The sequence below is a fragment of the Aquimarina mytili genome, from assembly GCF_016735115.1.
In the GTDB taxonomy this organism is placed as follows: Bacteria; Bacteroidota; Bacteroidia; order Flavobacteriales; family Flavobacteriaceae; genus Aquimarina; species Aquimarina mytili.
Window position 1 is genome coordinate 652,906 of sequence record NZ_JAERQJ010000003.1, and the last position, 25,583, is coordinate 678,488.

Here is a 25,583-nt window from a genome sequence, read left to right on the forward strand (position 1 = left end):
AAGAACCTTTGCCTATTTTTGGCTAGTGTCCAGTGTTATATTTGATAATGGTTCTCCAACAAATTCTATACTTTGGTCATCGATAAATGATAATAGACGCACCCTATATAACACAGAGGGTAAATAGGAGGTGTTTAAAGAATGCCAAACTTGATTTTGTTCTTCTAAGGGTAGTGATATAAGTTCTACAATCAACTTTTCAATATTCTCATCAGATAATTGTGGAGAGTTGAGAGGATCAAAAATTCTATTCACCTGAAAAAACTTGATCAAGTGAGATAAAAACTTAAGTGCTTGATCATATTTGTTAAACTTGGATACAAACAAAATCAAAAGCTCAATTCTTATTTCCGGATTAGTCTGCGTACGGATTCCGTTTCTTACAATACCCGAATATTGATCTGCATTTCTAAATTTTCTATCCTCAGAAATGTTGATAAGAAAAGGAGTGATTTTATCATTAGTAAAAGAAACAGGGTCATTATTATTGGTACTAATAAATTCAATAATATTTGACTCCGTAGTTCCTACTACTTTTTTAAAGTGCTCATTTAATTTATCCTTTAAAACATTTAACACAACATCTACCATAATATAGGCTTGGCTTACTAATTTGATGTTTCAAAAGTAATTCGGGAAGAGGCATTAGTTATAGCACAAGTCCGGCAAATCCATACAGATTTCCGACATGAGCAAAGTATCAAATCGACGTACTATAACTTTTGCGACATTGATGAGAATAAATGATATGACTTATTAGATAGTTACAAAAAAATAACCGATTAGAAAATCTAATCGGTTATCATATGTACTCAAGGTGGGAATCGAACCCACACTCCCGAAAGAACTGGATTTTGAATCCAGCGAATTATAAACATTAATAACTACAAACAAACCTAAACATCTATTAAAGCACCATATATAGTAATTTACAAAGATCATTAGAGTTCATTAAAGTTCGCTTGAAACTCATAATTGTTTAACCTATGTTTAACCCAAATTGTGTATATTTGTAAAAAATATAGGCAATTTATGGCATCGGTTAAAGCAATCCTTTATCGCAGTAAAAAGAAAGCAGATGGAACACATCCCATAGCATTACGCATCATCAAAGACAGGAAACCTGCCTATCTTTATCTTGATTGGATAGGCAATAAGTATTGGGATGACACAAAATCTAAAGTAAAAAGTTCTCATCTAAGCCATAAAAGACTCAATAATCTTATCTTAAAGAAACTTACCCAAGCTGATGATCTTATCTTAGAATTTGAATCTAATAATAGATTTTACACAGGAGCATCTATACTAAAGCTCGTTAAGGGGAATCGAAAAAACATTTCCTTTTTTAAGTATGCAGAAGAATATATTGAAGAACTAGAGAAAACCAATAAACACAGTAGAGCAAGCTCTGACAAAGCCAGGATAAAAAGAACTAAGGAATTTACAAATAACAGAGATATTGCCTTTCAAGAAATTGATCAAGCATTTCTTAAAAAGTTAAGAGTATTTCTTATTGCAAAACATCAGTCCTCAGAACGATCTGTTTTAAATACGTATGTAGTAATTAGAACTATATTTAATAAAGCAATCAGCGAAGGTATTGTAGATCAAAAGTACTACCCTTTTGGTAAAGGTAAAATTCAAATAAAATTTCCCCAAACTTTAAAAATTGGTTTAAGTGAAGATGAAATCACTGCTATAGAAAACCTCGAACTCAAAACTGGAACAACTATATGGCATAGTAGAAACATATTTCTTTTTTCGTTCTATTTGGCAGGTATGAGAATTTCTGATGTCTTAAAAATAAAATGGGAAGCTATTCAAAATGATCGACTCTACTATAAAATGAATAAAAACAGTAAGGCTGATTCTGTTAAATTGACTTCAAAAATTTTAAGTTTGTTATCTCACTATCAAAAGGACAAGCGATCCAATACTGATTTTATATTTCCTGAGTTAAAAAAGGCAAATCTTAAAGATTCAAAGGATGTCTATAATAAAACCAAAACAGCCACAAAGAAGTTTAACAAATACCTTAATGAACTTGCCCAATTAGCAGAAATTGATAAAAAAATTACATGTCACATTGCTCGACATTCTTTCGGTAATATTGCCGGAGATAAAATATCTCCACAAATGTTACAGAAATTGTACCGCCATTCTAACCTGAGCACTACAATTGGTTATCAAGGTAATTTTATTCATAAAAATGCAGATGAGGCTTTGGATAGTGTATTGAATTTTTGAATGAAATCATGATATTGATAAGTGATAATATTTACAATTCCTGTATCAAGTCTTTCGAGAAAGAATGACAATATGATTAAGGTTGCAAAAGATAATAAAACAACTAATGATTATTTAAGATATTATAAAATTGATGATTGGTTGGTTTGTTGAAATAAAAAAGTCATTTATAATGAAAAACTACTGCAAAATAATAATGTAGCTGTTCTATTTTAGTGAAAATGAAGTTAAATAACCTATCTCCATACTTCCATATTTTTATTATAGTTATTCTTTAATCCAACCTTTATATCCTGATATAACTTTATTGGTGGACATCATAGTAATTCCAATGATTTATCCTTTATCATGGCAATATACTATTGAAATCGAATTGTTTGATTCAAGAATTTCTGTAAGCTCAACTTGTTGCTTGTTTGCACTTAACTACTTCAATAACATGAAAAATGATTGAATTTATATGGACCGTATTTAAAATATCCATTTTCATATTTTTTTCTTTTTTGAGCCATAAAATATGCCAATCAAAACCAAAACAATACCAACAATATGATACCAAACGATGGTTTCGTCTAGAAGTAAAAATGATAAAATCACTGCACTAACAGGCATAATTCCTGTAAATAACCCTGCAATACTTGCCGATACTTTTGAAACTCCATTAAACCAAAGGAAAAACGATATAACCGAGCCAAAAATCCCATAATAAAAAATAGGTAAAAAATCATGCATAGTGTAGTTCGCTACAGCAGTAAAGTCCACATCAATAAATGCAAATGGAACTGAAAAAAGTAAACCAATCCAAATAATATGAAAAGAACCATGGATTGCCGGTATTTGTTGAGTTTTCTTCCTGAAAATTGTAAATAACGCTTCACTAATTACTGCAAAAATGATCAACAAATTACCATAAACTCTTTGCGATTCTAACTGATCATTATTATGCATATCAGAAAATACATTAATCATACTAATACCCAACATTGCAAATATAATTCCGATCCACATATTCTTTGAAATCCTTTCTTTTAAAAAGAATAGCGCTATTAATGCAATAAAGGCTGGAGTTGTACTAGTAATAATACCTGCGTCTATTGAAGAAGTCATTTTAAGCCCGTAAAAACTCAACATCCTAAATAATACAACCCCTGTTATTGCTTGTGCAAATAAATATTTCCACTCTGATTTAGTGGGAACAACCTTCTGGTATTTATTTTTGATTATATATGCTGGAGTTATTCCTATAAATGCTACAATTAAAGTAAGTGTGGTACCAAAAAATGTTGGAAATTTACCTACTATTAATTTACTTATCACAATAGTACTTCCCGCTATAGCCATAGCAAAAAACAATTGCATGTAAATAGACATTATATTTTTCTTATTCATCTATTAGTTCTATATATTCTGATGTCCCACCTGTTTGATCTCCATTTAACCAGGTCCAAACAAACCGTAATTGTAATTTCCCTGAACTATCTTTTGTAATAGTCCCCTTCGACTCTCCAGATTTTAATTCACCATTATCAGTAATACATTGAAATAACAATTCAATAGTATTAGAACCAGTTTGTTTCCCAACAATTGTACCTTTAAAAATGGCTCCTCCTTTATAACTTCCGGTAATTATTTTATCATTTTGATAATACCGAAAAATAGTTTCGTTAGAAGACAAGCCTTTGTTGTTTTCTATAGCGATAAATTTTTTGCTATTTAAATTAAACACATTCTAAGTTTTTGAGTTTACAATCTTGTAGAGAAAATTTTTCATTTTTTTTATTGATGATATACTGCGCAATAACTGATTATTTCCTCTTTTTTTTCACAAATATTAAATCTTCTTTAGTGACTGTTAACTCAGGAGATAGTACTAGTACCTCTAGATTTCTTTTTTCCATTTGACTATGTTTTTTTAATCCACGAGTAACTACATCAGTCATTTTTTCTTTCAATTCTTCCAATTCATTTTCATCAAATGATATTGGTTCTCTTTTAGATATAAGCTTTTGTATTCTTTTTAATCTATACTTATATTTTTTTCTATACTTATTTATATCAACAGGAATTAATTTTACCGCAGCTTTAATACCTCCTATTTGAGGAATTACATCAATAAGATAAATTTTACCCGCCTCTAAATTGGCTTCAACAAATGATTTATTTTCTGATCTAGCCCAAAATAGATGTTCTCCTGGACTACACTCATACTTCATATACTTGTAGCCATTAAACCTTCCGATTGGTTTTTCTCCATCAAAATAAGTGAAGTTAATTAAAGCTCCTAATGTACTTGCTCTAGTAAAGTATACAATAGTTTTCTCTTCGGAAGGAGAGTCAACACTCTGTGAAAATGTTAATAAGCTTTGAAAGAATATTATAATTAAGCAAAATTTTATTTTCATTTTTTAATGATTTTAGTTTTGAACGTTTTTATATATGAATTATTGGCTATCTAAAAGTGTAATTAAACCCAAGATACAAATCAATACCACTTCCCTTTAGGGTATCAAAATCAAAAGTTCCGATTATCTCTTTTATATCATAGCTAATACCATAATATTTCAATCCCATTAATACCCCAAATCCTTTCGGTCCTATATATTCGTATTCTGTCAGAAGGTGAATTCCTGACGTATTATCATAATCTAAAGTTCCGTTTAGACCAACTTCGGCAGCATCGAACTTTAAGGTGCCACCAGTATAGGACCCATAGCCAATCCCAAGATTAAGAGTTTGATCTCTTTGCGGATTGATTCCTATTAAATATTTGAAAGTAGGCTGAAAAATATATCGTTTAAATCTAACCGAAGCATTCTCCAGTGAAGGCCTTAAATGACTGGATTGATATCCGAACCCCATTCCTATACTGTAGGTTTTATTAAAAATATATTCTCCTAAAAGAGCAACATGCCATCCGCCACCGCCACTTATACTAGATATTCCAGTATCTACAAATTCATTGTTGTTATTAAATTGAACAAAATCAATAACATCAATATTTTTAAACCCTAAACCGAAGCCTGTTTGAAAACCTATTTTAAAATAATTTTCTTTTGAAGAGCTACTCTGATCTTGCTGACCATGAGCAATTGAGTAAAGAACCATTGCTAATAACCAAAGTGCATTTTTCATTATAATTCCTTAATTTTTTGTTTCGGAACAAATGTATTTTTGAAAAGATAATTGAAGCTCACTGTTTTTGGTGATTTTGGTTGAAGCCAAAGTTTTAATAGTAATGATTCAACTATCCTATAGTATCATCACGCTACAAGATGGTAGAATTTAGCATAGATTTAAAAACTCAAAATCAATGAAATAAGGCTATTTTTTTTGAATAGCTTTCTTTGTTTGCTGTGATTTTTAAAATATAAAAGCCATCGGTTAAACCAGTAATATCAATTGGAATTTCTTTCACTTCTTGATCTAAGTCTTTTTCAAATACCAGTTTTCCGGTAAAGGTGTACAACTTTAAATTCACTTTTTTGACAGTATTAATTTTGATAAACAAAGTACCATTTGTTGGAATAGGATATATCGTATTTGCTATTTCTTCGGGAACTGGTTTATCTTCTTCCAGTACTGTGTCATTATCATTACCAATTTCATCATCATTATCTACTTCATCGTCATCATTATCATCGTTATCAGGTATGGTATCATCTACTTTTCTTGGTAAAATAGCCCATTTTGGATTCCCTTCTGTAGAGGAAAGCACCTTACTTTGAATCCATGTCCAAGCATCTCCCCCACCAGGTAAATCTGCTATCATAGCCATTGCTCCTAGGGCGTAATGTGGATAAGAATCAGACCCCCAGTTTATTGTTGTATTAAAACGATCTTCTATATTAAAATCACTTAGATATGCATCTTGTGCACTTAACCAATCCTGAAAAAATTCGCCATTCTGATTTTGTACAGGAGCACTATATGCGGCAATTAGGTGAGGATTATACCCTGATGTGGTCATTTGTTCAATCATATAAGGAGCAAACCATTCACGAATTCCTTCAACGGCATACCCAATTTCTTGAGCTTGCCCGATAGCAAATAAGAGAAATGCATGTTCCCAAGGCGCCGTTCCTGTAGAAACTTTAGCCACATCTAATGGCTCTCTTGCTCTAGCATTTGTTCCCTTATTCCAGTGTCTTAATAGTGATGGTTCATGAGGTTTCGCAACAGTATTACCCCAGTTCCACATGGGATCACTCTGATGAGAGCTCCCCGTTACATTGCGTTGTCCTTCCCACAATGCAATTGCATCGTTTATCAAATCGGTATACAATTTTTTTTCAGGACTTTGATCAGGACTTAACAATGCTGTTCGGGTACGATTTCTAAAAACCCAGGCATCGCCTCTTATCTGCCCCTGAATTCCTCCGTAAGCACCTGTAAGTCCCCTACCCCATGGTGCTATAGGAGCTTCATGCAAGGAGTGATAAGAAGCCCAAAAATATAATTCTTCTAAATAAAAGTAATCTCCACTTAGCATATATTGTACAGAGAAGGGATCAGGTGTATGTGCAGCATCTGGAACCCAAGGTTGATAATCTGATGCATCAGGATCGTAAGCATCAGAAGCCCAGTCTCCAACAATATTTACAAAATCAATTGCTTTAGTTCCAACAGAGGTATTGTTTGTATAGTACGTGCCATTTAGCATTAATGTAGGCCTTCCAATGACAGATATTGGTTTCCCTACGGCTTTAGTAGTTTTATCTCTGTCAAAATAGCGCGTTACCGCCCCACGGCTTATACTTCCTTCACGAAAATGCACGGGCCATGCTGCAGCAAGATCAGCATGCCCATAAGCTACATCTGTTGCTTTTCTATTCCAGGTAAAAAACCAATCTGACGTAATAGTTGGATATGGGCCTATCTCCATTCTACCTCCTGTTGTGGGCATAGCTCTTTGCCAAATAGCATGATCATAAATATCATTAGAAGATAACCATGTATTGTAATTACTAGTAATTCGATTATTATCTATGGTTTTTGTCACATCGTAGTTCGGTAAATATTTAGTTTTAATTAAATATTCTAAATTATGATTTATAATGATATCAGAAGGTTGGCCATTAATCCAATATTTTTTGGTCCAACGAGATCCTACATACATCTTTAAAGGTGACTTGGTTATGGGGAGATCATATTGAATGGTTGGGCTTGTTGCTCCCGTTTTCAATATAATATCACTAACTACTACATCCTGAAGCGATTCGGTATTAGACACTTCTCCTATAAAACGTATCATAACCTTATGAATCCTTGGCCAGAATGTAGCCTGAAAAATTGGCCGAAAAGATCGATGCTCATCAAACCCAATATCATATTTACTTACAGCATGCCCTAATGAAGTTTCCTGATTCGAATGATCAGCTATTATAACCGTAGTAGCGATTGGCCCTTGAGTCCAATAAACATAATCATCATTTTGTAACATTTGCCTTGCAGAAGCATTGACAGTTGATCCATTAGTAAGCTCTATGATTGCATCAAAGTCATAAGAAGAGTCTAACATTTCCTGTTTAGCTAAAGAAGTATTGTTGCCAGAAGCCTGATTTTGAAATGCTACGAATACCGATGTATTCGCTTCAAGAACAGGGATCAAAAATGAGATAATAGCGAATTTGACACTACCGTCATTATATCTGTTTTTAACGTCTGCTTGGGTTAATATTGTAACATCGCCAATAACTACCTGAGGGTAATCTACAATTTCTCCTTTTATAAAAGGCCTGCCTATTTGAATTGGATAATTATTTGTGGTAACATTATTAATTTCGGTAATGATTAATTCATTATCCTGATTTTGGATTGAAATAGTGTTTTCTGAAGCTATAGCATCATAAAAAATAAATAATGAAAATGATAGGAGAACGAGATGAATAAGTTTCATAAGACAAGTTGGATTTATGATTAGCCTAATATGTGTTTTTCGAATCCTTCGAAATTAACAACCACCACAAATCTTACCGTTTATGACAATATTATAGTAACGTTTATTAGTGAAATTGAATTATAACCCTTTTAAGTGATGTTTCTGGGGAAAAAAAATTGCTTTCTTTGTGAAAATACTAATAGACCCATGCGAAGTACATTTTTATTTATACTATTAATTTTCATTAGTGGAAATCTTTTAGCACAGAATCAAAAAGAATTCAATACAATCCATGATGAGATTCGTAGTGAAGTAAAAGAAAAAGATCTTAATTATGTATTGAAAAGAATCGATTCTTTATATGAGATCAGCAAAACGGTGGCCGATACTACTTCTATGTTTAAAGCAATTCGGTTAAAAGGATTTGCTTATGAGCAAAATGGAGATTACACTTCTGCTATACATGTGTATAAAATGGAAAGTAAAAAAATAATGCCTTATTCTCAATCTTATCTAAAAGATTCTCTCTCGATGATTACTTTTTACAGTATTGGTAAGCTTAGTAGAGACAAAGGAGATTTTGTTGAGGCATCAAAATATTATGTAAAATCTCTAGAACTAGCACAGAAACATAATGACACTTTATACCTTTATGGCAACTACAATGGCTTTTCCAGAGTTTTTATTTTGCAAAAAGATTTTAAGCAAGGTAAAGAATATCTACATAAAGCATTACAATATACAACATCAGACAAAGGCAAATATAGGGTTTACAATAATCTTAGTAATATTAGTTTTTATCAGAAAGAATATGAAGAAGCAAAAGAATTTCTTATTAAAGCACAGCAGTTATTAAAAGAGGATGATTACCCCGAGTTACTGAACAACTATAACAATTTATCTGCCATTAATCATAATCTTGGTGATCATCAAAAGGGATTAGATTATATCATAAAATCCTATGAATTAGCTGTAAAAACCAATGCTAATGCAAAAAATTTAGCTAGAGCTTTATTGAACATTAGTACTTCGTATACAGAACTTAAAGATTTTAAGAAATCAGAATTATACATGACAAAATGTGATTCTATGATGAAAAGCGTTCAATCTATAGACCTTAAAAGAGAAATGTATAAAAGTTTTAGGGATAATTATAAGGATATTGGTAATTATAAAAAAGCATTACAATATTCAACACTTTTTATGAATTATAAAGACAGCATTCTAAATGAGCAAAACTTAAAAACAATTCAGGATCTTAAACTAAAGTATGAAACCGACATTAAGGATAAAGAATTAATTAATCAGGCAAAGTTACTTTCTTCTAGAAAAAGACAAAGTAACTATTTGTGGGTAGGACTTTTATCAGTAATCATATTACTAGGTATCTCTACATACTTATATCGTCAAAAATTAAAAACTCAAAAATTACTATTAACCAACAAAGAAGCCTTAAACGAAGAGCAAATTGCCAAACTGTTAGAGGAACAGAAATTAGAAACAATAAAAGCACAACTCAATGGGCAAAACAAAGAACGCGAACGAATTTCAAAAGATCTTCATGATAGTGTGAGTGGAGATTTGGCTGCTATAAAACTACAATTATCTCAAGTTGCAGGACAAGCCAATGAAATACAGATATTAGCAAATCGTTTGGATCAGGTATATCATGAAGTTCGTGCTATTTCTCATGATTTATTACCTAAGGAAATTAATGTCAACACTTTTACAGACTTAATACATCAATTGATTTCTTTTAAAACTACTGAAAGCACTAAAATTCATACAGAGTTTTTTCCTGAAAATAATTTGAATACATTATCTGAACGCTATCAAGTAGAAATATATCGTATTTTTCAGGAGCTTCTTACAAATATTAATAAACATGCCAATGCCAAAGAAGTATTTATAAATATTATTCATCATGAAGAATATATTAACATTATGATGGAAGATAATGGACAAGGGTATGATACTACTAATGCAAATAACAAGGGAATTGGCCTTAGAAACATAAAATCGCGATTAAAAGAACTTCATGGTCAACTAGAAATAACAAGTTCACCAGGACAAGGAACCATTGTTAATATTAATATTCCTGTTATAACATAAAAGTAAATAAAAATCGCTCAATGACTTTTTTGTTTTTTCGGAAGGCCTTCTACATTCTAGAGTTGCGATATGGCCTTTGCCAATTCTTCTATTTTATGGATATCTTCAATGTTTGCATACCTCAGATTTTTAATAAATATATTTGTATTTATGAATTCAATTTCAAGGTTTTTGTACTGTTCTATCTTTTCCAGAATTCTCTTGACTTGAGCTGTGTTTTTTGTTTTTTCAAAAATAAAGGTTTCATAAATAGCTAATTTAAAATCATTAGTATTCTTTACTTTGCTTATCAATTTTTCGATTGATGTTTTTTCTCTGAAATAATAATGCCCTAGATCAAAATTAACTGGCAACCAAAACATTACTTGTCTTTCTGCGTAGTAAGACCCTACACTATAAGGTATATCACTACTCGATCCTAATTCTACATACACAATCAAAAAAACACCCTCTCCATTTTTTAGCTTAAAAGGATTTGAATATCTATAGATATTATATTGGTTCAGGATTTTAGTCTGTTCAAGTATGTTTCTCTGGTCATTATCAAATGTTAGCTTAGTGCAATTTCTTTTCAAATAATTAAAAGCTCTTTCAGTCTTTTTTTCTTCTTCGGTATATAATTTTTCTATTTCAGTTTCTGGAACAATTCCAAAATCATTCTCTACACCTTCATGATAGCCCTTTTCCAATTGTTCTAAAGTAAGTCTCGTTCCTGTTTCTGGATCAATAATATATTCGTCTTTTAAATTTTCATCAATCTTTTTGTAATATATATTGTTGTTTTTAATACTTCGAAAACCTAACCAAAGTATCGATCCAGAAATACAACAGAAAAATATGATCACAGCGATAACTTCATAATCCATAAAGCGTTTTTTTTAATGTTAATAATATCTTTTTTTGATAGTTAATTAAAAGTCTTTATAAAACAATTTCATTTCAAAAAGGCTAGTAATAATGTAATCGAATTCTTTATTAAGTATAGTTTACTTTTTTGTAAAGTTTCATCAATAGTTATAAAAAAAACTCACTTTTTTTGGTTATTTGAGCCCCTCACGGTTTTGGGTGAAGTGTTTTATTCAAAATTGTATTTCCTTTGCATTAAGATTTCAATAACCGGCATTAAATTGCTTCATAGCTATGGAGAAAAAAATAAAACTGTTTTTAGTAGATGATCACAAAATGTTTTTACAAGGCATTTTTTCTATACTTGACGAAATACCGCATTTTACTATAGCTGGTATTGCTAATGATGGAAAAGAAGCATTAACCAAATTAAAAACATTAGATACCGACGTTTTAATTACGGATATAGAAATGCCCAAAATGGATGGGCTTGAACTCATCAAAGAAATAAAAAAGATTAATCCAGGTATTAAAGTAATCATTACGAGTTCTTACGGAAAAATATCTATGATTGAAAAAGCCAAAAATCTGGATGTCGAAGGATATCTATTTAAATGTGCCGGAAAAATAGAATTGCTTAATGCTATACATACAGTTTTTGAAGGAGAAAAATATTTTTCCGAAGAGGTCCAAAAAATTCATAATGAAAGTCTTTTTTCCTCAAAAAAAACAAAAGAAAACAAAGTAAGCTTAAGTCCACGAGAAATGGATGTTTTGAAGTGCATATCACAAGAAAAAAGCACTCAAGAAATTTCAGAAACACTACACATTTCAATTAATACAGTAGATACGCATAGAAAAAATTTAATGCGAAAAATAGGAGCTAAAAATATGGTCGGTTTGGTTAAATACGCGATACAGCAAGGTCTAATCTAACCCAACAATATTTTCTTCAAAATATCAACTGCTTTAGATATCTTTTTTTTAATCCCTGGAAGCAGTGAAGTCCTAATTTCACCAAAAACAGTGAATATTATGTAGTGTTTAATTATCAAATTTGATGCATACAAACTTTGAATTATTAATTAAAACTCAAATATTATGATTAAAAATATTTTAAATCTAAATGGTACTCAAGAAATTAACAGAGCACAGCAAAAAACTATCAATGGAGGAATTGGCTTACCTTCTAATGATGATTGTGGATGTATCGTAATGGGACCACGTGGATATTTAGAAATTATCGCCGTTTCATGTAGCAGTACATGTCCTGATGGATCAACTCCAAAACCTGGCTTAGGTTCATAAAACTAATTTGAAATGAAAAATAAGCTATTAAACATAACTGGTATTGTAAAACTTACCAAAAGGGATCAAGCATCAATTCATGGAAGTGATTTTTCTGTTGGTGGCCTAAACAATTGCTTCAGGTTTTGCAGAAATGATAACGACTGTGGAGATTGCGGTGCTCTATACACCTGTAAAGAAGGAATGTATGGTGGTATTTGTGAACTTCGATAAGCCAAACCTTTTTTCACACATAAGACATATCCCCCGAATGTCTATAAAATTTCGGGTAATTCTAATTCTTAAAATTATAACTATGCTAAAAAACATTCTAAACCTTAATGATGCTAAAAGTTTAACTAAAAACGAGCAAAAATCAATTCATGGTGGCTCACAAAGTGGGACAATTAGTTGTAGAACAAGAAGAGACTGTTTTGTTGCTACAGGAGAGTTTGATTGGGCCTGTAATCAAGGACAATGCATCCCTTTATAATAGAACAACAATTGAATGATGTTAAATTGCCGATTATCTACACAAAACAGGTAATCGGCATCAATCTTTAATAATCAAACAACAATGAAAAAAACAATTTTCAAAACGATATCAGTTTTAATCCTTTCTATTCTTATTAGTAGTTGTGAAAAGAGTGATGACCAAGTTTTCGATATTACAAACTGAAGCGCCTTTAAAAGTTTATATGGGTGAAGAACTGGATAATATGGGGGAAGAATTGATCGGAGCTAATGCCCAAAATAGTCTTTTTAGGATAGTGGGTGGTGAAGGTCCTATTATATTTGATTTTTGAGGCAGGAAAAAGAATCCCATTTGTTGGAAGTGTAGTCATAGTTGAAACAAACGAAAGCAATTTTACATGGTATACAGAAGGAAGTTTTAAAATTCTTGGAGATCCAAACGCAAGAAGAGTAAGAGTCCAAAGAAATAGCCTTGAGGAAGGTGCAATAGGACTTATTACATCCTCTTTAGATTATGCTCAAATAAACTTTTGCAAAGCACCTCCTTATGCCCAATGTCCTGATAATACAGACACCTTAATGCTAGCAGGTTCTAATAGAATTGTACAAGTCCGAAATTTCACAGAAGGGTTTACCTACGAGTGGAAAGTAATCAATAGCGGCAATACCATTAACGCAACCGGAAGAAGAATTACATTACCCAAAGGTAGCTCAACGGTTACTCTAACCGTATTAAATAAGATTAATAATACAATCCCAATAAGTATTTGCCTGAAGGTAACAAGAACTCAAAATTTCACATTTAATGATCCTCCTCCTTGTCCTTTAAAGAACAATTCGTTTATACGAATAGACGAAGGTAGTAGAACTGATTATGCCCAGAATCATAATAATTCTTTTACATACACTTGGACCGTTGTTAAAGAAAATAATACATATCACGGTACTGGAAGAAGTATTAATGTTGGAGTGGGAAGTATAAAATATTCGCCCCCGTCCTTTATTTGTTGTTCAATAGCTTCAACCGTTTGGTATTTTTCTATAAAATATTGTGTATGCTCTTTTGGAATGCTATCATCGTAAAACTCATGTAATATCTTTCTTGCTAATGATTCAATAATTTCTAAATCTTCATTATTATTGACTTTTCTAATTTCTAACATACTATTTTAATATGGATTACTAATCTTCATGTAAATTCGACTATTCTTTTGTTTAAACTCAAGGCCTTTATAAAGATTAATTGCCGATTTTCTTTCGTCTTCTGTAAAAAGTAAAATTTCAGACAACCCTTTTTCTTTCCCAACTTCTAATAGTTTTGCTACTAATTTTCTTCCAATCCCTTTTTCTCTAAAGTTCAAGTCAACTACCACATCTTCTACCCAACCTTTATTTCCCGATATTACTTTATAGGTGCACATAGAAGCTATTCCTACTATTTTGTCTTGCTCTATGCAGTATACAATAGTAATTGGATTTTCTTGAGTAAGAATTTCTACAAGTTTAAGCTGTTTTTTGTTTGGGCTTAATTGTTTAAATAATTCTGAAACTTGATCCTGAATGGTTGAAGTTATATCTGTTTTATAAAGTATTTCAATCCTCATCCTTTTCGTTTAATTAATATATTTTTCGCATAAACAATCTAAATATTCATCAGAACAATAAGTACTATAGTATTCATCAACCTAAAATCAAACTCAATTCGAATTTATGCTCAAAATAATCAGTAAAACTTATGTCTTTTTATTATTTCTATTGAGATATACCTTTTGAAACCAAAAATATTTTTAGCAAAGACAAAATCCATCACTGTTTTTGGTGATTTTTGTGCTTAATTAAAGTATAACCCTTTTGCAAGTACAAACAGGCGATGAACGAATAAGTTAAAATTAATACATTTGCCTATGCTTAAATTACCATTACGAGCTTTTCTCTTTCTCCTTTTACCTATATCATTAACTACTTTTGCACAAGATAATGATACTAAATTGTCCTATGAAGAAAATATCTACAATAGAGAAAAGAAGCATATCGATAAAACAAATGAACTCCTAAATAGAGGAGATGAAAAAGTATACAAAAAAGCACATGAGCTACTTACAATATTAAAAGCAAAAAGATCTCTAGTAAATGTTAATATAATATTGGCGCAATATTTTAAAAATAAAGCTTTCATAGATTCTTCTATTTTTTATGTTAATGAAGCTTTAAAATTTAATATATCTAATGACACTCTTCAGGCAAAAATACAATCTTCAGCATATAATACACTAGCTACTAATTACACTATTAAAGGTTTATTTGAGGAAAGTAAAAAATGGCATCTTAAAGGAATTGAGGCAGCTGAAAAATTTAATGAAGAGTATTTTTATTATGCTAATACACATGGTTTAGCAAGAGCATATATGGAAATAGGGGATTTTGAAAAATCATTGAAGCTTTTCAAAAAATGTTTGGAATACAAAGAAGAGAAACAAATAATTTATGGTAGTTATATCAACATAGGTAGTGTTTATGCAATGCTAGAGGATTTTGAACTTTCTGAGAAATATCTGCAAAAAGGATTAATATTAGCTAAAAAAGACAGTAGCCACTATGCGCACGCGGTAATTACAGAAAATCTTGCTTCTAATGCTCAAGATCAAGGTAAATATGACGAGGCGATTTCTCTATATAACAAAACAATCAAACTATCAGAACAATATGGTTTTTATCAATTAGCTCTAATATCTCGAATGGATATAGGAAATATTTTACTTAATCAAAAAAAATATCAGGAAGCAGAAACTTTATATCTAAAAGCTTTAGATCAAGCTATAAAACTGGGGTATTTAGAACAGCAGTTTATTGTTTATGACAACCTAAAGCAGATAGCATTAAATCAATTGGATTATAAAAATGCTTTTAATTACACCTCAAAATATTATCATTTAAAAGATTCCGTCAATATTTTACAAAAAGATAAAGAGATTAATGAGCTCGAGGTGAAATATCAAACTACGCAAAAAGAAAAAGAAATTCTACTCCTACAAGTAGAAAACAAAAATCGTAAACTTGAGCTAGAGATTGAAAAAAAAGAAAATGAAAATCAAATTTTATCTCTACAATGTAGTGCAGAACAAATAGAGGTTGAGAACGTTTTACTAAAAAAAGACCAGGAAATTAAACAAGCTGATTTAAAAATAAAAGAAGCTAACCTGGCAAGACAAAAAACCATTAGAAACATAATTTTGTATTCTTTTTTGGTTATCTTAATACCAATCATTGGTTTGTTGTCGGTTTATTATCAAAAACATAGAACACAAAGGCAATTAAATAAAAAGCAAGAAGAAGTAAACCAACAAAAAATCTCAACCTTACTCAATGAGCAAGAACTAAAAATGATCAAAGCCTCTATTGATGGACAAGACAAAGAAAGAAAACGAATTGCCCAAGAGTTACATGACAGTATTTGTGGCAATATTGCTGCTATAAAACTACAACTAAGTAATGTTGTAAATGATGTGCAAGGGAGTTCTTTACAAACTATTAATGTGCAATTAAACGACACTTATGATCAAGTCCGTAATCTTTCTCACAACTTACTTCCCAAAAAATTTATTCATAATAATTTCTGTGACGTCCTTGAAGAATATTTTACCAGTATAGGAGATGCTAGTAAACTTATTACCACTTTTACTGTTTACCCAAGAGAAGAAATAAATCTTCTTGAAGAGTTGATACAGATAGAAACTTTTAAAATCACCCAAGAGTTGATAACCAATACGATTAAACACGCCAATGCTTCATCTGTAGAATTACAATTAACTTTATCAGAAAGTATATTAAATGTTTTATTTGAAGACAACGGTGTTGGCTTTGATACAAAACACTTTAAGTCTGGTATCGGATTAGAAAACATTAAAAACCGGTTACAAAACATGTCGGGGATATTATCTATAGATTCCAGAATTCACAGAGGTACAATAATAAATATAGAAATTCCAACCTTAGTCAAAAATATTGAAGAAGTGTAAAATGTAATTTTATTGTATTTCTTTTGAAAACTAATAAATAGCAATAATTAAAAATTAAAAGACTACAACATTACTATAGATAAAATAAATCATATATTAGTTACAAATGAATTAAAAAAAGCCATATCAAAAAACTAGCAAATCGGCTTATATTTATCCAAAAATAGAAACGAAGTTTATAGATAAACTGGATTTTACTACAATTTGAGCACCATTAATTTCTATAAAGATTGAATACAACAATATTAGATTTTACAATTATCGCCAGTAGTCTTATAGGATGTTTTATAAGCATCTCATTAGTCACTACTTCTTTTTATAAAAGCCGTGCAAATAACTATCTCTCATTATCATTGTTTTTACTAATAAGTTTAACCTTTTTAGGATGGTATAATTCAGAAAATGAGGTTTTGATATTCTTAAATAGTATCATGTTGGATTTTCTGGTTGCCGTCACTTTATTTACCTATTTTCTAATTCAAATTCGGCACGAGTATCTTAAAAAAGGTTGGTATAAATGGTTGTACCTTCCTTTCTTTAGTTCTTTAATTATTGAAACTTTTCTTTCTTTAGATGCTAATTTTAACCTTTTTAATTTTTCATTTAAAGAAGATTCTGATGTTTTGATATACTATATTAAAGATAACATGTCATTTGCCTACAATGTATTTTTAATTTTTTGGGCGAGGTATTTAATACAATGGACCAATACTATTTCAGAAGACAAAAGGCGTTGGTTGTTAAGATTTAACCTTTTTATTATATGCATTATTATCAGTTGGCTATTGTCTAGAATAGAACTTCATTTTTTATATTCAGAATATGCTACCAATTTTTTATGGATAATGCTTTCTTTTTTATCGTGGTGGATATTGTATTACGGAGTGTTCAAACTACAGATAGTAGTTCAAAAAGATGAAATACATCAGTATTTAGTTTCAAAGAAAACAAACAAAACTGAAGTAAAAAAGAAAATAAGCAAGACAACTATTTCCAAAATTATTAATGAGTTATATGCATTAATGGATGATGAGGAGTTATACAAAAACCCGCTTTTAAGTAGGTTAGATCTGGCCACTCGATTAGGAACAAGTGAAGGGTATTTGTCACAGATAATAAATCAGGAAATCAACAAAAGTGTTATTCAATTTGTAAATGAATATCGAATCGAAGCTGCTAAAAATCTATTGCACGATCCGGTATTTAATAAGTATTCTATTGAAGCCATTGGTATGGAAGCTGGCTTCAAATCTAAAAGCGCTTTTTATAACGCCTTTAACACCAGTTTAGACATGTCCCCAGGTGCCTTCAGAAAGCTTCAAAAAAAGTCCTGATTCGTGTAATTCCCTTGTTTTAGTACGTCTTCGATTCTAAAATTGTTTTTTGCCTTTATGAAAAATATACTTTTACGAATAGATTGCAAATGCATTAGTTGTGTCGACTATAAACAAAATATATTATATAGAACAATTACTAAATGTAATTTTTCAGACATAGGAAATCATATTTGTAAATCAGTTTTTCAATGAATTATTAATAAAAAAACAAAAACTTTATGTTGCTAAAAACCAAATCTAAGACCGTTTCGAAGTTAAAATACTTATCATTAGCCCTAGTAATGGTAGGAACGTTTGCCTATACTTCTTGTCAATCACTGAGTACCAATTCAAAAACAAAATACGCTGTAGAAAGCACAATAGAATCAGCTTGTATAAATCAAAACTCAACCTATGATTATAAATTAGATAATTTTGTAAAAATAAAGGTTGGTAAGAACACCGAAGTTATTGTTGATCTGGTTAATATCGAGACAGAAAAAACTGTTCGGACGGCCCATATCAAAAGAAAGCAGGAGCATTATATAAGACATATTCCTGAGGGAAAATATAGATTGCACGTCATTTATGGCGAGGAGTATACAGAAGAAACATCGAATGAGATCTGTAAAGGTTTCTTTAAAAAGCAAACTTCAACAGATGTTGATGAAAATATTCTTGACACCTATATCCAGAAAACATCTGGTGGAATAAATGTACCGTCATACTCAATATCTTTTGATTTACCGGATTCTGAAACATCGGATAAATTATCAAAATAAAAAGGTAAAGTATTTATACCATTCTAATTCGAGAAATGGATGTCTTTAACCTTATTTAGATTATTAAACAACTTCTTAATGAAAAACATATACAAATTACTACTTGCTGTCCTTATTATTTTACTTACAACAACAATGCATAGCCAAACTGATAATGGCTGGACGATTATGTATTATGGTGCCGGATCAAATTCTTCAGAACTAGATCTTTTTAATGATATCAATGGAATGATTAAAGGAAAACAATCAAAAGGGTATGAAGCAATTACCTTAATAGATAGGATTGAAGGATTTTCTAATGATGCAAAAACGTTAGGTGAAAATTTCACAGATACCAAGCTTTATAAATTTGATACTGGTAGTTATAAAGAATTATCAGGAAGAGACATCCTTCCAGAGTTCAAAAAAGAAACATCCTATGAGGCTAATATGGGGGATGCTTATCTATTAAAGCGGTTTATCAAATATTGTAAGACCTATTATCCTGCTAAACACTATATGTTAATTCTGCGATCACATGGAGATGGATGGAGTATGTGTCCAGATGATGAATCAGGAACTGAAGATTTTCTATATTCTACAGAACTTAGTGATGTATTATCTGTAGACGAATCGGTAGATATATTAGGATTAGATGTATGCTCGATGGCAGGATTAGAGAATTTTTATGAATGGAGACCCAACAAGACTTCCTTTTCTGTAGATTATATCCTAGCGTCGGCCCCTGTTTCAGAGGCTTGGGATTATAACAATATATTTACTCGCTTACAAACAGATGAAAAAATCAGTAAAGAGAAAAGTTATTTTGAAGAAGGGAAAGAAAAAAACCTTGACCCATTCAAAATGACTCCAAATCAATTTTCTAAACTGCTTATAGAAGAAATATATGATAGTCAAAAATGGTCTTCCTGGGGGTTGTTTGATAACTCTAAAATTGCAGATGTTAAACTAAAAATAGATGAATTAGCAAGATTGCTTTCCGAAGAAAAGAAGGTTAATATATACTCTATTATAGAAAAGACTACTGGATATTACCATGAAAAAAAGGAAGGAAAAGTAATACAAGAAATAGCTTTTCCATATATAGATGCTTATGATTTTTCACAAAAAATTAGTAATCATCAAGAATTGGATCAAAAAACCAGAACAAAAGCCAAAGAAGTTTGTGAAATCATAGGTCAATTGATCGTGTACTCATACTTTGGAGGCAAAGGCCCTTTGCCCAAAAAGGATAATTTTGAAGAAGGTAAAAATGGTGTGTATTTAATTGCTCCTCTAGGTAATAAAACAGACGCTTTAATCGAAGGAACTTTTTGGGAATATGCAAAAGCATGGTATAGTCCATACGATCGAAAGGATAATCAAGCTCATGGTCTTTATGATTGGTGTAGCGATGGCTTGGATACAGAAAATGAAAACGTAGATAATTTTTATGAATATTTAGACTTTCTTTTTACAAAATAAGGATAACATTATTTTCATTGATCAAAACGGAAAGTAGAGGCAGTATACTTCAATAATCATAAAGTCTTGCTCTAAAAACACCTAATAACCTGTATCTAATATAATAATATCACCGAAAACCATGAATTATTTGTAATCAGTATCGGTTATTTTTGCGTCCAAACACATTGGAATTCATTAAACCCCAAAAAACAAAAAAAGATGAAAATTGTACATTATAGTATTGTAACATACATAGTAATTTTATGTTTATCTTGCTCAAGCGATGATGATACGCCTGTAACCACAACCTCGACGGATACCGAGCAAGAAACTCCTGTCATCACTACAATAACAACAAAAGATTTTGAAGTTACTATAGACGAAAACCCAGCACCTGGATTTGAGTTGGGTATGATTGAAGCTACGACCAATCAAGGTACGCTGGTATACAGCCTTAAAACCGAAGAGCCTACAGGTGCTTTTGCTATCGATGCCAGCACAGGAAAACTTACTGTAAAAGATGCTACTTTATTTGACTATGAAACCAGAACACAACTTACTGCAACGGCAACTTTAAAAAATGGTGATGTTACTAAAGAAGCTAAAGTTAATGTAACACTTAATGATATTGTTGCAGAAGTTGTAAATGGTAACATTCAATTTCCAGATGTTAATTTCAAAAATGCACTTTTGGCATTTGATTCTGATAATCCCTTAAGAATTGACACTAATAATGATAGAGAAGTATCTGTAGGTGAAGCTGAAGCAGTAAAAGAGATGAATATACGCCACAATAATATCTCAGATCTTTCGGGTATTGAATATTTTACGGCTCTAGAAAAATTAAACTGTTCTAATAATGATTTAATCACTATTGATGTAAGTAGAAATATTGCATTAACCGAACTAACCTTTACTAAAAATGCAATCATTAATGTAGATATGAGCCACAATACTGCATTAACTACATTAACCTGCGGTTCTAATCCTATTGAAAACCTTGATGTAAGTAAAAATACGGCTTTAAGATATCTAGATTGTAGCTTTGGAAGCTTAACTACTCTTGATATAAGTAATAATATAGCATTAATCGAATTAAGATGTAACAACAACCAAATCAGTATTTTAAACATCACTCCAAACAAAAACCTCACTATATTTGAGTGTAATAATAACGTACTCAATGATTTAAACATGAAAAATGGAAATAATGTAGCCTTTACAGATGTTAAACTCGGTAATAATGCTCCATTGCAATGCATACAAGTAGATGATCCATCCGCTGGATATCTATCAAGCTGGATCAGGGATAAAGGAACTAATTTTTCTAGTGATTGCTCAATACGATAAATTATAAACCCCTCTTAGGTGTATTGATACACCTAAGAGGGGTTTATAAAAAATAACATTCATTATTTCTACCATATTTTATAAAAAAACAATTAACTTTTCATTCTCATCAGATCTTTTACACATATAGTACATAACTAACCTGCAATGAAAAGTACATTTTGGATAATCGGCATTGTTATTTCTATTTTTCTAATTCTTATCGTAATAATAATCATAAGTATCGTTAGACCATTGATTAACACTTCAGAAATCTCTCAAGAGAAAATCAAGTCAATGACAACATACAAGCTTCTTTCAGATGGGGTACAAATTGAGGAGGTTCCTAATGAAATGGAAATATTACCTCTTGATTTTCGTCCTGAAAAAGCAGATTTAAATGCTGGGGCACGTTTGTTGGTGCAAGAAGATGGAAGTTTAGAAAAATTTGAGTTATACACGAATAACGATCCTGGTAAAGAAATTGACGCCCTTATCGATGATACTCTTGAGTATAACCTTGCTTTTAAGAATAGTAAAGTGTATCAAATTACTCAAGATAAAATAGACACTCTAGTCCATAAATTTGAAGCCCCCACTTTTGAGCCATTTAGATACTTTGCAATTATTACTAAAGATTATTTTTTAATGAATGCAGATCTTAAAGAAGTAAACTATGCAAAACCAATATTATGGCAGGTACATAAAACAACATTTGAAACCTTAAAGATTTCAGAAGAACCATATTATACTTCAGAAAGGCCTCCTTTGATTATAAAACCAGAGAGATATACAGGTACAATAGTTGTATATTATGTAGGGGATATTTCTTTTGGTTATGGTGGAGATTCATCTCGACCAGAACAGAGTATTATACGTATTTATGATCAAAAAAATCCGCAAGGAAAAGACTTAATCCAACTATCATTTGCTGCTGGTACTATCGTCGATATCGAAATGGACAATGCCGATTTTTTGGTGTATACCGATTCTAGTTTACCTTCTAGTGTTGGTAAGCCGAGAGTTGCACCAAAAACCTGGCGAATTTCTATAAATTAATATGAATGAAGCCTAGAAGTTTTTATATCTCTATACTAACCATATGCATTGTAGCGGTTTTTTCGGGTTGCTATTCACCTAAAAATAGATCGAATTCTAAACTATCAAAAAGTTTTACTAGAGATACGATTCAAGTTGGTTATACCTACTGGTGGCCACATTCTGGACCCTTTATCGGAATATGTGGAGATCGATATGCTTTAGTATTTACTGGGGAAATAAATAAGATTAATAAGCCCAAAAAAGAGTCTCACTTATTAGTCTCATCTCACAAAATGATTATTGAAATTGAAGAAATATTAACCGTTCGAAATTTAGAAAAAAATAAATACCAACAACAACAATTACTCTCTTCTAATTGTTGTGAAAACTTAGACCTGGAAGAAGGTGATAACGTGATTGTTTTTTGCTACGAATATAGTGGAGGATATAGTATTCCTGGTCAAAACTCTATATTGAAGATTGAAGATTCTAATACTGCCATTGTTAAATCTATAAAAAAATACATCAAAGCCGATCAGAACCCTTTGGTCTTAAAAGATGATATCGTATTATGGAAACAATACGGATTTGAAAAAGATCTCACTAGGATCATTGCATGCAAACAAGAAATAAAGAAATAGCTTTAAAAAGTTATTACTCTAACCAATAATCAACATAAATTTTAGGCATTAAGTTATCTGGTAACTCTGCATCTGGATCCAACCCAATGATTTTGCCAGTAATTCGAATAAGTTCTTCAAAAGTTTTACGATAATCCGTAATAGCCTGTTTGTCCTCAATCGCCCCCGAAGTTGAGGCTCTATACCTTTTGGCACAAGAGGCAAGATGCATCTCCAAATCTTCGATGACCTTATATCGAAGACTAAGATATTTTTCTGGAAGAAGATTTTCATCTATTTCATTGTCTTTTCCTAATGCATAACACCATCCATTAAGCATTAAATCGTTTAACTTCTGTAGGTATTCTTTAATTAATTTCCGTTTTTCAGGATCTCCGGTTCTTTCAACTAGTTTTGATAAAACTACCAATTCTCTTATGCTGTCGTCATAATTATTTACCATCGTATTATTCTCCATGAATCCTCGCATGACTCACTTGATATTTTTAACTACTGTGTTATTACATTTTATTAAAATTCAATGATTCCATCCAAAAGATCATACCCTTCTTTTGGCGTATCATTTTCTATACTTTCCCAATTGAATTTAGGATATCTTCCTTTGAGTTTCTCAATATCTTTTGAATAATTGTCTGTCCATTTAAGAGTAAACCCATTTGTATTTCCTTTGGGATAAAATGTCAAATCTCCAATATAAGTTATGGTTCCTTCTTTAAGAGTAAATGGAACAGAAAAATGATTTTTCGGACTATAATACTCTTGATAAAATCCATAATTCGAAAACAGGCTATAGCTCCAAAATTCATAATCTCCTGGGATATGTTCTAAAGCAAATTGGAATACCATTCTACTTCCAATTTGGTAGTCTGGTTTTAAAACTCTTAAAAGCCCTCCTTGATTAGGTTTAATATTAATCCTATGTCCTTTTTGGACATTTTTCTTACGGTAAAAAAAATTGTATGAGTTATATACTGGGCTCTCATCTATAATTGTTATTGTTCCCACCATCAGTCCATTTTTACTGTTTGAGCTAAAAGAGTCTGGCGCAAGTCTCGAGGGGTTTGCAGCGCACCCTATTAGTATCACACAATTAATTAGAATTAAAATCTTTCTCATTGTTTATTATTATTTCAAATGTTTTATAATGTTATAAATATGTGTTAAAACAAGGAGAGTTATTACTAAACCATATTTTATTAATCGTAAAGGTAAAAAGTTACTTTTAGGCATTTATCACCCTTTTCTGTGAATCTTTGTGTTCGTAACAATTATATAATGTTGCTAGTATTAAATATGTGGTAAATAATTGTAAGCATATGTAGTAGTAAACCTTAAAAGTTAGAATAAATTCGGTTCTTTCTCCAACCGTAGACAATTTAGGAACTATTTTACAACTTTTAATTTCTGACCACTCTTTATATCCAGTAAAATTTGTGATGTTCTATTTTTATAATTTCTTCTTGTAGAGCCCTAAATTAAGTAAGAAAGGTGTCTATACCCTTATCAACTAATATTTTTTACAGTATTATATATTATTGAATTAACACAAAAAAACATATTGTATATTTAGTTAAGTTTGGTGGATTCCTTAATATGATTATACTAGCTTTATACTACAATTGTAATATATCAGCTTCATTTTTGAATATCTAACTTTTTTTATCATGTATTCACTCTTTTTTACACAAAAAAAGTAGTTTTTGTTTGTTTTTAGGGAACTGAAACATACTGTATTAAACCCTAATAAACAGTGACTTAGTTAAAGTTTGGTTAAACTTTTTAGTACTAAAACTTAAATCAATCTTAATGAGCATTAATGAACACTTGCCAGAAACACCCCATTTTTCCACATTGATTTTCCAATTACATTTAGACAGAGTTAATACCATTTAAAAACTCTAAAGAAACAATCCAATAATTTAAATGTAAAAGGAATGAATACTACAAAAGAAATTCGATTTAAAACAATTAACAAAACTACACTAGCCAAAGCCTATGGCGTACCACCAAGGACCATCAAATTATGGTTACAGCCTATAGAAAAACAAATAGGGGAATACTTAGGTAAAAACTTTAATCCAAAACAGGTAGAACTTATCGTGAGTATACTTGGACAGCCAGAAGATCTGGATCTGATCACCTCTGCTCATACTTCTAAATTGATATAG

The 25,583-nt window shown here is 30.9% G+C and carries 26 protein-coding genes; 16 read left to right on the top strand and 10 right to left on the bottom strand.

What is annotated here, in order from left to right; translation table 11 throughout:
• Nucleotides 1–12 precede the first annotated feature (12 nt).
• Nucleotides 13–591: a DUF4255 domain-containing protein gene (locus JJQ60_RS10150; protein ID WP_201919283.1), complete on the bottom strand. Its 579-nt coding sequence runs from the start codon at nucleotides 589–591 to the stop codon at nucleotides 13–15.
• A 441-nt stretch (nucleotides 592–1,032) separates the two neighbouring features.
• On the opposite strand from JJQ60_RS10150, the gene JJQ60_RS10155 reads away from it, so the two are divergent.
• Nucleotides 1,033–2,247 (top strand): site-specific integrase, encoded by a 1,215-nt coding sequence (locus JJQ60_RS10155; RefSeq protein WP_201919285.1) that lies wholly within the window; start codon nucleotides 1,033–1,035, stop codon nucleotides 2,245–2,247.
• A gap of 486 nt (nucleotides 2,248–2,733) precedes the next feature.
• On the opposite strand, the gene JJQ60_RS10160 is transcribed toward JJQ60_RS10155, so the two are convergent.
• The 5 genes from JJQ60_RS10160 to JJQ60_RS10180 all read right to left on the bottom strand — a co-directional run bounded on the left by JJQ60_RS10160 (nucleotide 2,734) and on the right by JJQ60_RS10180 (nucleotide 8,143).
• Nucleotides 2,734–3,636: a DMT family transporter gene (locus JJQ60_RS10160; protein ID WP_201919287.1), complete on the bottom strand. Its 903-nt coding sequence runs from the start codon at nucleotides 3,634–3,636 to the stop codon at nucleotides 2,734–2,736.
• On the bottom strand, nucleotides 3,629–3,973 hold the full coding sequence (locus JJQ60_RS10165) for a hypothetical protein (RefSeq protein ID WP_201919289.1): 345 nt from the start codon (nucleotides 3,971–3,973) through the stop codon (nucleotides 3,629–3,631). Before JJQ60_RS10165 ends, JJQ60_RS10160 begins: the two co-directional genes overlap by 8 nt.
• 79 nt (nucleotides 3,974–4,052) lie before the next feature.
• Nucleotides 4,053–4,649 carry a hypothetical protein gene (locus JJQ60_RS10170; RefSeq protein ID WP_201919291.1) on the bottom strand — a complete coding sequence of 199 codons (597 nt, stop codon included), beginning with the start codon at nucleotides 4,647–4,649 and terminating at the stop codon, nucleotides 4,053–4,055.
• A 46-nt stretch (nucleotides 4,650–4,695) separates the two neighbouring features.
• On the bottom strand, nucleotides 4,696–5,379 hold the full coding sequence (locus JJQ60_RS10175; RefSeq protein WP_201919293.1) for a hypothetical protein: 684 nt from the start codon (nucleotides 5,377–5,379) through the stop codon (nucleotides 4,696–4,698).
• A 175-nt stretch (nucleotides 5,380–5,554) separates the two neighbouring features.
• Nucleotides 5,555–8,143, bottom strand: a complete 2,589-nt coding sequence (locus tag JJQ60_RS10180) for a T9SS type A sorting domain-containing protein (protein WP_201919294.1) — start codon at nucleotides 8,141–8,143, stop codon at nucleotides 5,555–5,557.
• Between the two features lie 189 nt (nucleotides 8,144–8,332).
• Between JJQ60_RS10180 and JJQ60_RS10185 the strand changes: the two genes are divergently transcribed.
• A complete protein-coding gene (locus tag JJQ60_RS10185) occupies nucleotides 8,333–10,237 on the top strand; it encodes a tetratricopeptide repeat-containing sensor histidine kinase (protein WP_201919296.1) in 1,905 nt (634 codons plus the stop codon).
• 56 nt (nucleotides 10,238–10,293) lie between these two features.
• Here JJQ60_RS10185 and JJQ60_RS10190 read toward each other — a convergent pair whose 3' ends face one another.
• Nucleotides 10,294–11,103 (bottom strand): hypothetical protein, encoded by an 810-nt coding sequence (locus JJQ60_RS10190; RefSeq protein WP_201919298.1) that lies wholly within the window; start codon nucleotides 11,101–11,103, stop codon nucleotides 10,294–10,296.
• Nucleotides 11,104–11,377: 274 nt separating this feature from the next.
• Between JJQ60_RS10190 and JJQ60_RS10195 the strand changes: the two genes are divergently transcribed.
• The 6 genes from JJQ60_RS10195 to JJQ60_RS10220 all read left to right on the top strand — a co-directional run bounded on the left by JJQ60_RS10195 (nucleotide 11,378) and on the right by JJQ60_RS10220 (nucleotide 13,927).
• Nucleotides 11,378–12,019: a response regulator transcription factor gene (locus JJQ60_RS10195; protein WP_201919299.1), complete on the top strand. Its 642-nt coding sequence runs from the start codon at nucleotides 11,378–11,380 to the stop codon at nucleotides 12,017–12,019.
• Nucleotides 12,020–12,184: 165 nt separating this feature from the next.
• Nucleotides 12,185–12,391, top strand: a complete 207-nt coding sequence (locus JJQ60_RS10200) for a hypothetical protein (RefSeq protein ID WP_201919301.1) — start codon at nucleotides 12,185–12,187, stop codon at nucleotides 12,389–12,391.
• A 12-nt stretch (nucleotides 12,392–12,403) separates the two neighbouring features.
• Nucleotides 12,404–12,604: a hypothetical protein gene (locus tag JJQ60_RS10205; protein WP_201919303.1), complete on the top strand. Its 201-nt coding sequence runs from the start codon at nucleotides 12,404–12,406 to the stop codon at nucleotides 12,602–12,604.
• 82 nt (nucleotides 12,605–12,686) lie between these two features.
• The gene (locus JJQ60_RS10210; protein WP_201919305.1) at nucleotides 12,687–12,863 is read left to right on the top strand and encodes a hypothetical protein; all 177 of its coding nucleotides are present in this window, start codon (nucleotides 12,687–12,689) and stop codon (nucleotides 12,861–12,863) included.
• Between the two features lie 154 nt (nucleotides 12,864–13,017).
• Nucleotides 13,018–13,176, top strand: coding sequence for a hypothetical protein (locus JJQ60_RS10215; protein ID WP_201919307.1), 159 nt, complete (start codon nucleotides 13,018–13,020; stop codon nucleotides 13,174–13,176).
• Nucleotides 13,148–13,927, top strand: a complete 780-nt coding sequence (locus JJQ60_RS10220; RefSeq protein WP_201919309.1) for a hypothetical protein — start codon at nucleotides 13,148–13,150, stop codon at nucleotides 13,925–13,927. Before JJQ60_RS10215 ends, JJQ60_RS10220 begins: the two co-directional genes overlap by 29 nt.
• An 86-nt stretch (nucleotides 13,928–14,013) precedes the next feature.
• Here the strand turns inward: JJQ60_RS10220 and JJQ60_RS10225 are convergent, their stop codons facing one another.
• Nucleotides 14,014–14,448, bottom strand: coding sequence for a GNAT family N-acetyltransferase (locus tag JJQ60_RS10225; protein WP_201919311.1), 435 nt, complete (start codon nucleotides 14,446–14,448; stop codon nucleotides 14,014–14,016).
• A 300-nt stretch (nucleotides 14,449–14,748) separates the two neighbouring features.
• Here JJQ60_RS10225 and JJQ60_RS10230 point away from each other — a divergent pair, with 300 nt between their 5' ends.
• From JJQ60_RS10230 to JJQ60_RS10260, 7 genes are all read left to right on the top strand, one after another.
• Nucleotides 14,749–16,860, top strand: a complete 2,112-nt coding sequence (locus tag JJQ60_RS10230) for a tetratricopeptide repeat-containing sensor histidine kinase (RefSeq protein WP_201919313.1) — start codon at nucleotides 14,749–14,751, stop codon at nucleotides 16,858–16,860.
• Nucleotides 16,861–17,090: 230 nt separating this feature from the next.
• On the top strand, nucleotides 17,091–18,194 hold the full coding sequence (locus JJQ60_RS10235; RefSeq protein WP_201919315.1) for a helix-turn-helix domain-containing protein: 1,104 nt from the start codon (nucleotides 17,091–17,093) through the stop codon (nucleotides 18,192–18,194).
• Between the two features lie 221 nt (nucleotides 18,195–18,415).
• Nucleotides 18,416–18,958, top strand: a complete 543-nt coding sequence (locus JJQ60_RS10240; protein WP_201919317.1) for a hypothetical protein — start codon at nucleotides 18,416–18,418, stop codon at nucleotides 18,956–18,958.
• A gap of 78 nt (nucleotides 18,959–19,036) precedes the next feature.
• Nucleotides 19,037–20,422, top strand: a complete 1,386-nt coding sequence (locus JJQ60_RS10245; RefSeq protein ID WP_201919319.1) for a clostripain-related cysteine peptidase — start codon at nucleotides 19,037–19,039, stop codon at nucleotides 20,420–20,422.
• A gap of 201 nt (nucleotides 20,423–20,623) precedes the next feature.
• Nucleotides 20,624–21,754 (top strand): cadherin repeat domain-containing protein, encoded by a 1,131-nt coding sequence (locus tag JJQ60_RS10250; protein WP_201919321.1) that lies wholly within the window; start codon nucleotides 20,624–20,626, stop codon nucleotides 21,752–21,754.
• A 147-nt stretch (nucleotides 21,755–21,901) separates the two neighbouring features.
• On the top strand, nucleotides 21,902–22,792 hold the full coding sequence (locus JJQ60_RS10255; protein WP_201919323.1) for a hypothetical protein: 891 nt from the start codon (nucleotides 21,902–21,904) through the stop codon (nucleotides 22,790–22,792).
• 5 nt (nucleotides 22,793–22,797) lie between these two features.
• Nucleotides 22,798–23,415, top strand: coding sequence for a hypothetical protein (locus tag JJQ60_RS10260; protein WP_201919325.1), 618 nt, complete (start codon nucleotides 22,798–22,800; stop codon nucleotides 23,413–23,415).
• Nucleotides 23,416–23,428: 13 nt separating this feature from the next.
• Here the strand turns inward: JJQ60_RS10260 and JJQ60_RS10265 are convergent, their stop codons facing one another.
• Entirely contained in the window at nucleotides 23,429–23,884 is a 456-nt protein-coding gene (locus JJQ60_RS10265) for a hypothetical protein (protein ID WP_201919327.1), read from the bottom strand.
• 41 nt (nucleotides 23,885–23,925) lie between these two features.
• Nucleotides 23,926–24,531: a hypothetical protein gene (locus tag JJQ60_RS10270; RefSeq protein WP_201919329.1), complete on the bottom strand. Its 606-nt coding sequence runs from the start codon at nucleotides 24,529–24,531 to the stop codon at nucleotides 23,926–23,928.
• Between the two features lie 818 nt (nucleotides 24,532–25,349).
• Here JJQ60_RS10270 and JJQ60_RS10275 point away from each other — a divergent pair.
• On the top strand, nucleotides 25,350–25,583 hold the full coding sequence (locus JJQ60_RS10275) for a hypothetical protein (protein ID WP_201919331.1): 234 nt from the start codon (nucleotides 25,350–25,352) through the stop codon (nucleotides 25,581–25,583).

Bases quoted from the DNA above. Each gene is read 5' to 3' on its own strand.
- JJQ60_RS10150 (WP_201919283.1), bottom strand. From the start codon at position 591: ATGGTAGATGTTGTGTTAAATGTTTTAAAGGATAAATTAAATGAGCAC.
- JJQ60_RS10155 (WP_201919285.1), top strand. From the start codon at position 1,033: ATGGCATCGGTTAAAGCAATCCTTTATCGCAGTAAAAAGAAAGCAGAT.
- JJQ60_RS10160 (WP_201919287.1), bottom strand. From the start codon at position 3,636: ATGAATAAGAAAAATATAATGTCTATTTACATGCAATTGTTTTTTGCT.
- JJQ60_RS10170 (WP_201919291.1), bottom strand. From the start codon at position 4,649: ATGAAAATAAAATTTTGCTTAATTATAATATTCTTTCAAAGCTTATTA.
- JJQ60_RS10175 (WP_201919293.1), bottom strand. From the start codon at position 5,379: ATGAAAAATGCACTTTGGTTATTAGCAATGGTTCTTTACTCAATTGCT.
- JJQ60_RS10180 (WP_201919294.1), bottom strand. From the start codon at position 8,143: ATGAAACTTATTCATCTCGTTCTCCTATCATTTTCATTATTTATTTTT.
- JJQ60_RS10185 (WP_201919296.1), top strand. From the start codon at position 8,333: ATGCGAAGTACATTTTTATTTATACTATTAATTTTCATTAGTGGAAAT.
- JJQ60_RS10190 (WP_201919298.1), bottom strand. From the start codon at position 11,103: ATGGATTATGAAGTTATCGCTGTGATCATATTTTTCTGTTGTATTTCT.
- JJQ60_RS10195 (WP_201919299.1), top strand. From the start codon at position 11,378: ATGGAGAAAAAAATAAAACTGTTTTTAGTAGATGATCACAAAATGTTT.
- JJQ60_RS10200 (WP_201919301.1), top strand. From the start codon at position 12,185: ATGATTAAAAATATTTTAAATCTAAATGGTACTCAAGAAATTAACAGA.
- JJQ60_RS10205 (WP_201919303.1), top strand. From the start codon at position 12,404: ATGAAAAATAAGCTATTAAACATAACTGGTATTGTAAAACTTACCAAA.
- JJQ60_RS10210 (WP_201919305.1), top strand. From the start codon at position 12,687: ATGCTAAAAAACATTCTAAACCTTAATGATGCTAAAAGTTTAACTAAA.
- JJQ60_RS10225 (WP_201919311.1), bottom strand. From the start codon at position 14,448: ATGAGGATTGAAATACTTTATAAAACAGATATAACTTCAACCATTCAG.
- JJQ60_RS10230 (WP_201919313.1), top strand. From the start codon at position 14,749: ATGCTTAAATTACCATTACGAGCTTTTCTCTTTCTCCTTTTACCTATA.
- JJQ60_RS10240 (WP_201919317.1), top strand. From the start codon at position 18,416: ATGTTGCTAAAAACCAAATCTAAGACCGTTTCGAAGTTAAAATACTTA.
- JJQ60_RS10245 (WP_201919319.1), top strand. From the start codon at position 19,037: ATGAAAAACATATACAAATTACTACTTGCTGTCCTTATTATTTTACTT.
- JJQ60_RS10250 (WP_201919321.1), top strand. From the start codon at position 20,624: ATGAAAATTGTACATTATAGTATTGTAACATACATAGTAATTTTATGT.
- JJQ60_RS10255 (WP_201919323.1), top strand. From the start codon at position 21,902: ATGAAAAGTACATTTTGGATAATCGGCATTGTTATTTCTATTTTTCTA.
- JJQ60_RS10260 (WP_201919325.1), top strand. From the start codon at position 22,798: ATGAAGCCTAGAAGTTTTTATATCTCTATACTAACCATATGCATTGTA.
- JJQ60_RS10265 (WP_201919327.1), bottom strand. From the start codon at position 23,884: ATGCGAGGATTCATGGAGAATAATACGATGGTAAATAATTATGACGAC.
- JJQ60_RS10270 (WP_201919329.1), bottom strand. From the start codon at position 24,531: ATGAGAAAGATTTTAATTCTAATTAATTGTGTGATACTAATAGGGTGC.
- JJQ60_RS10275 (WP_201919331.1), top strand. From the start codon at position 25,350: ATGAATACTACAAAAGAAATTCGATTTAAAACAATTAACAAAACTACA.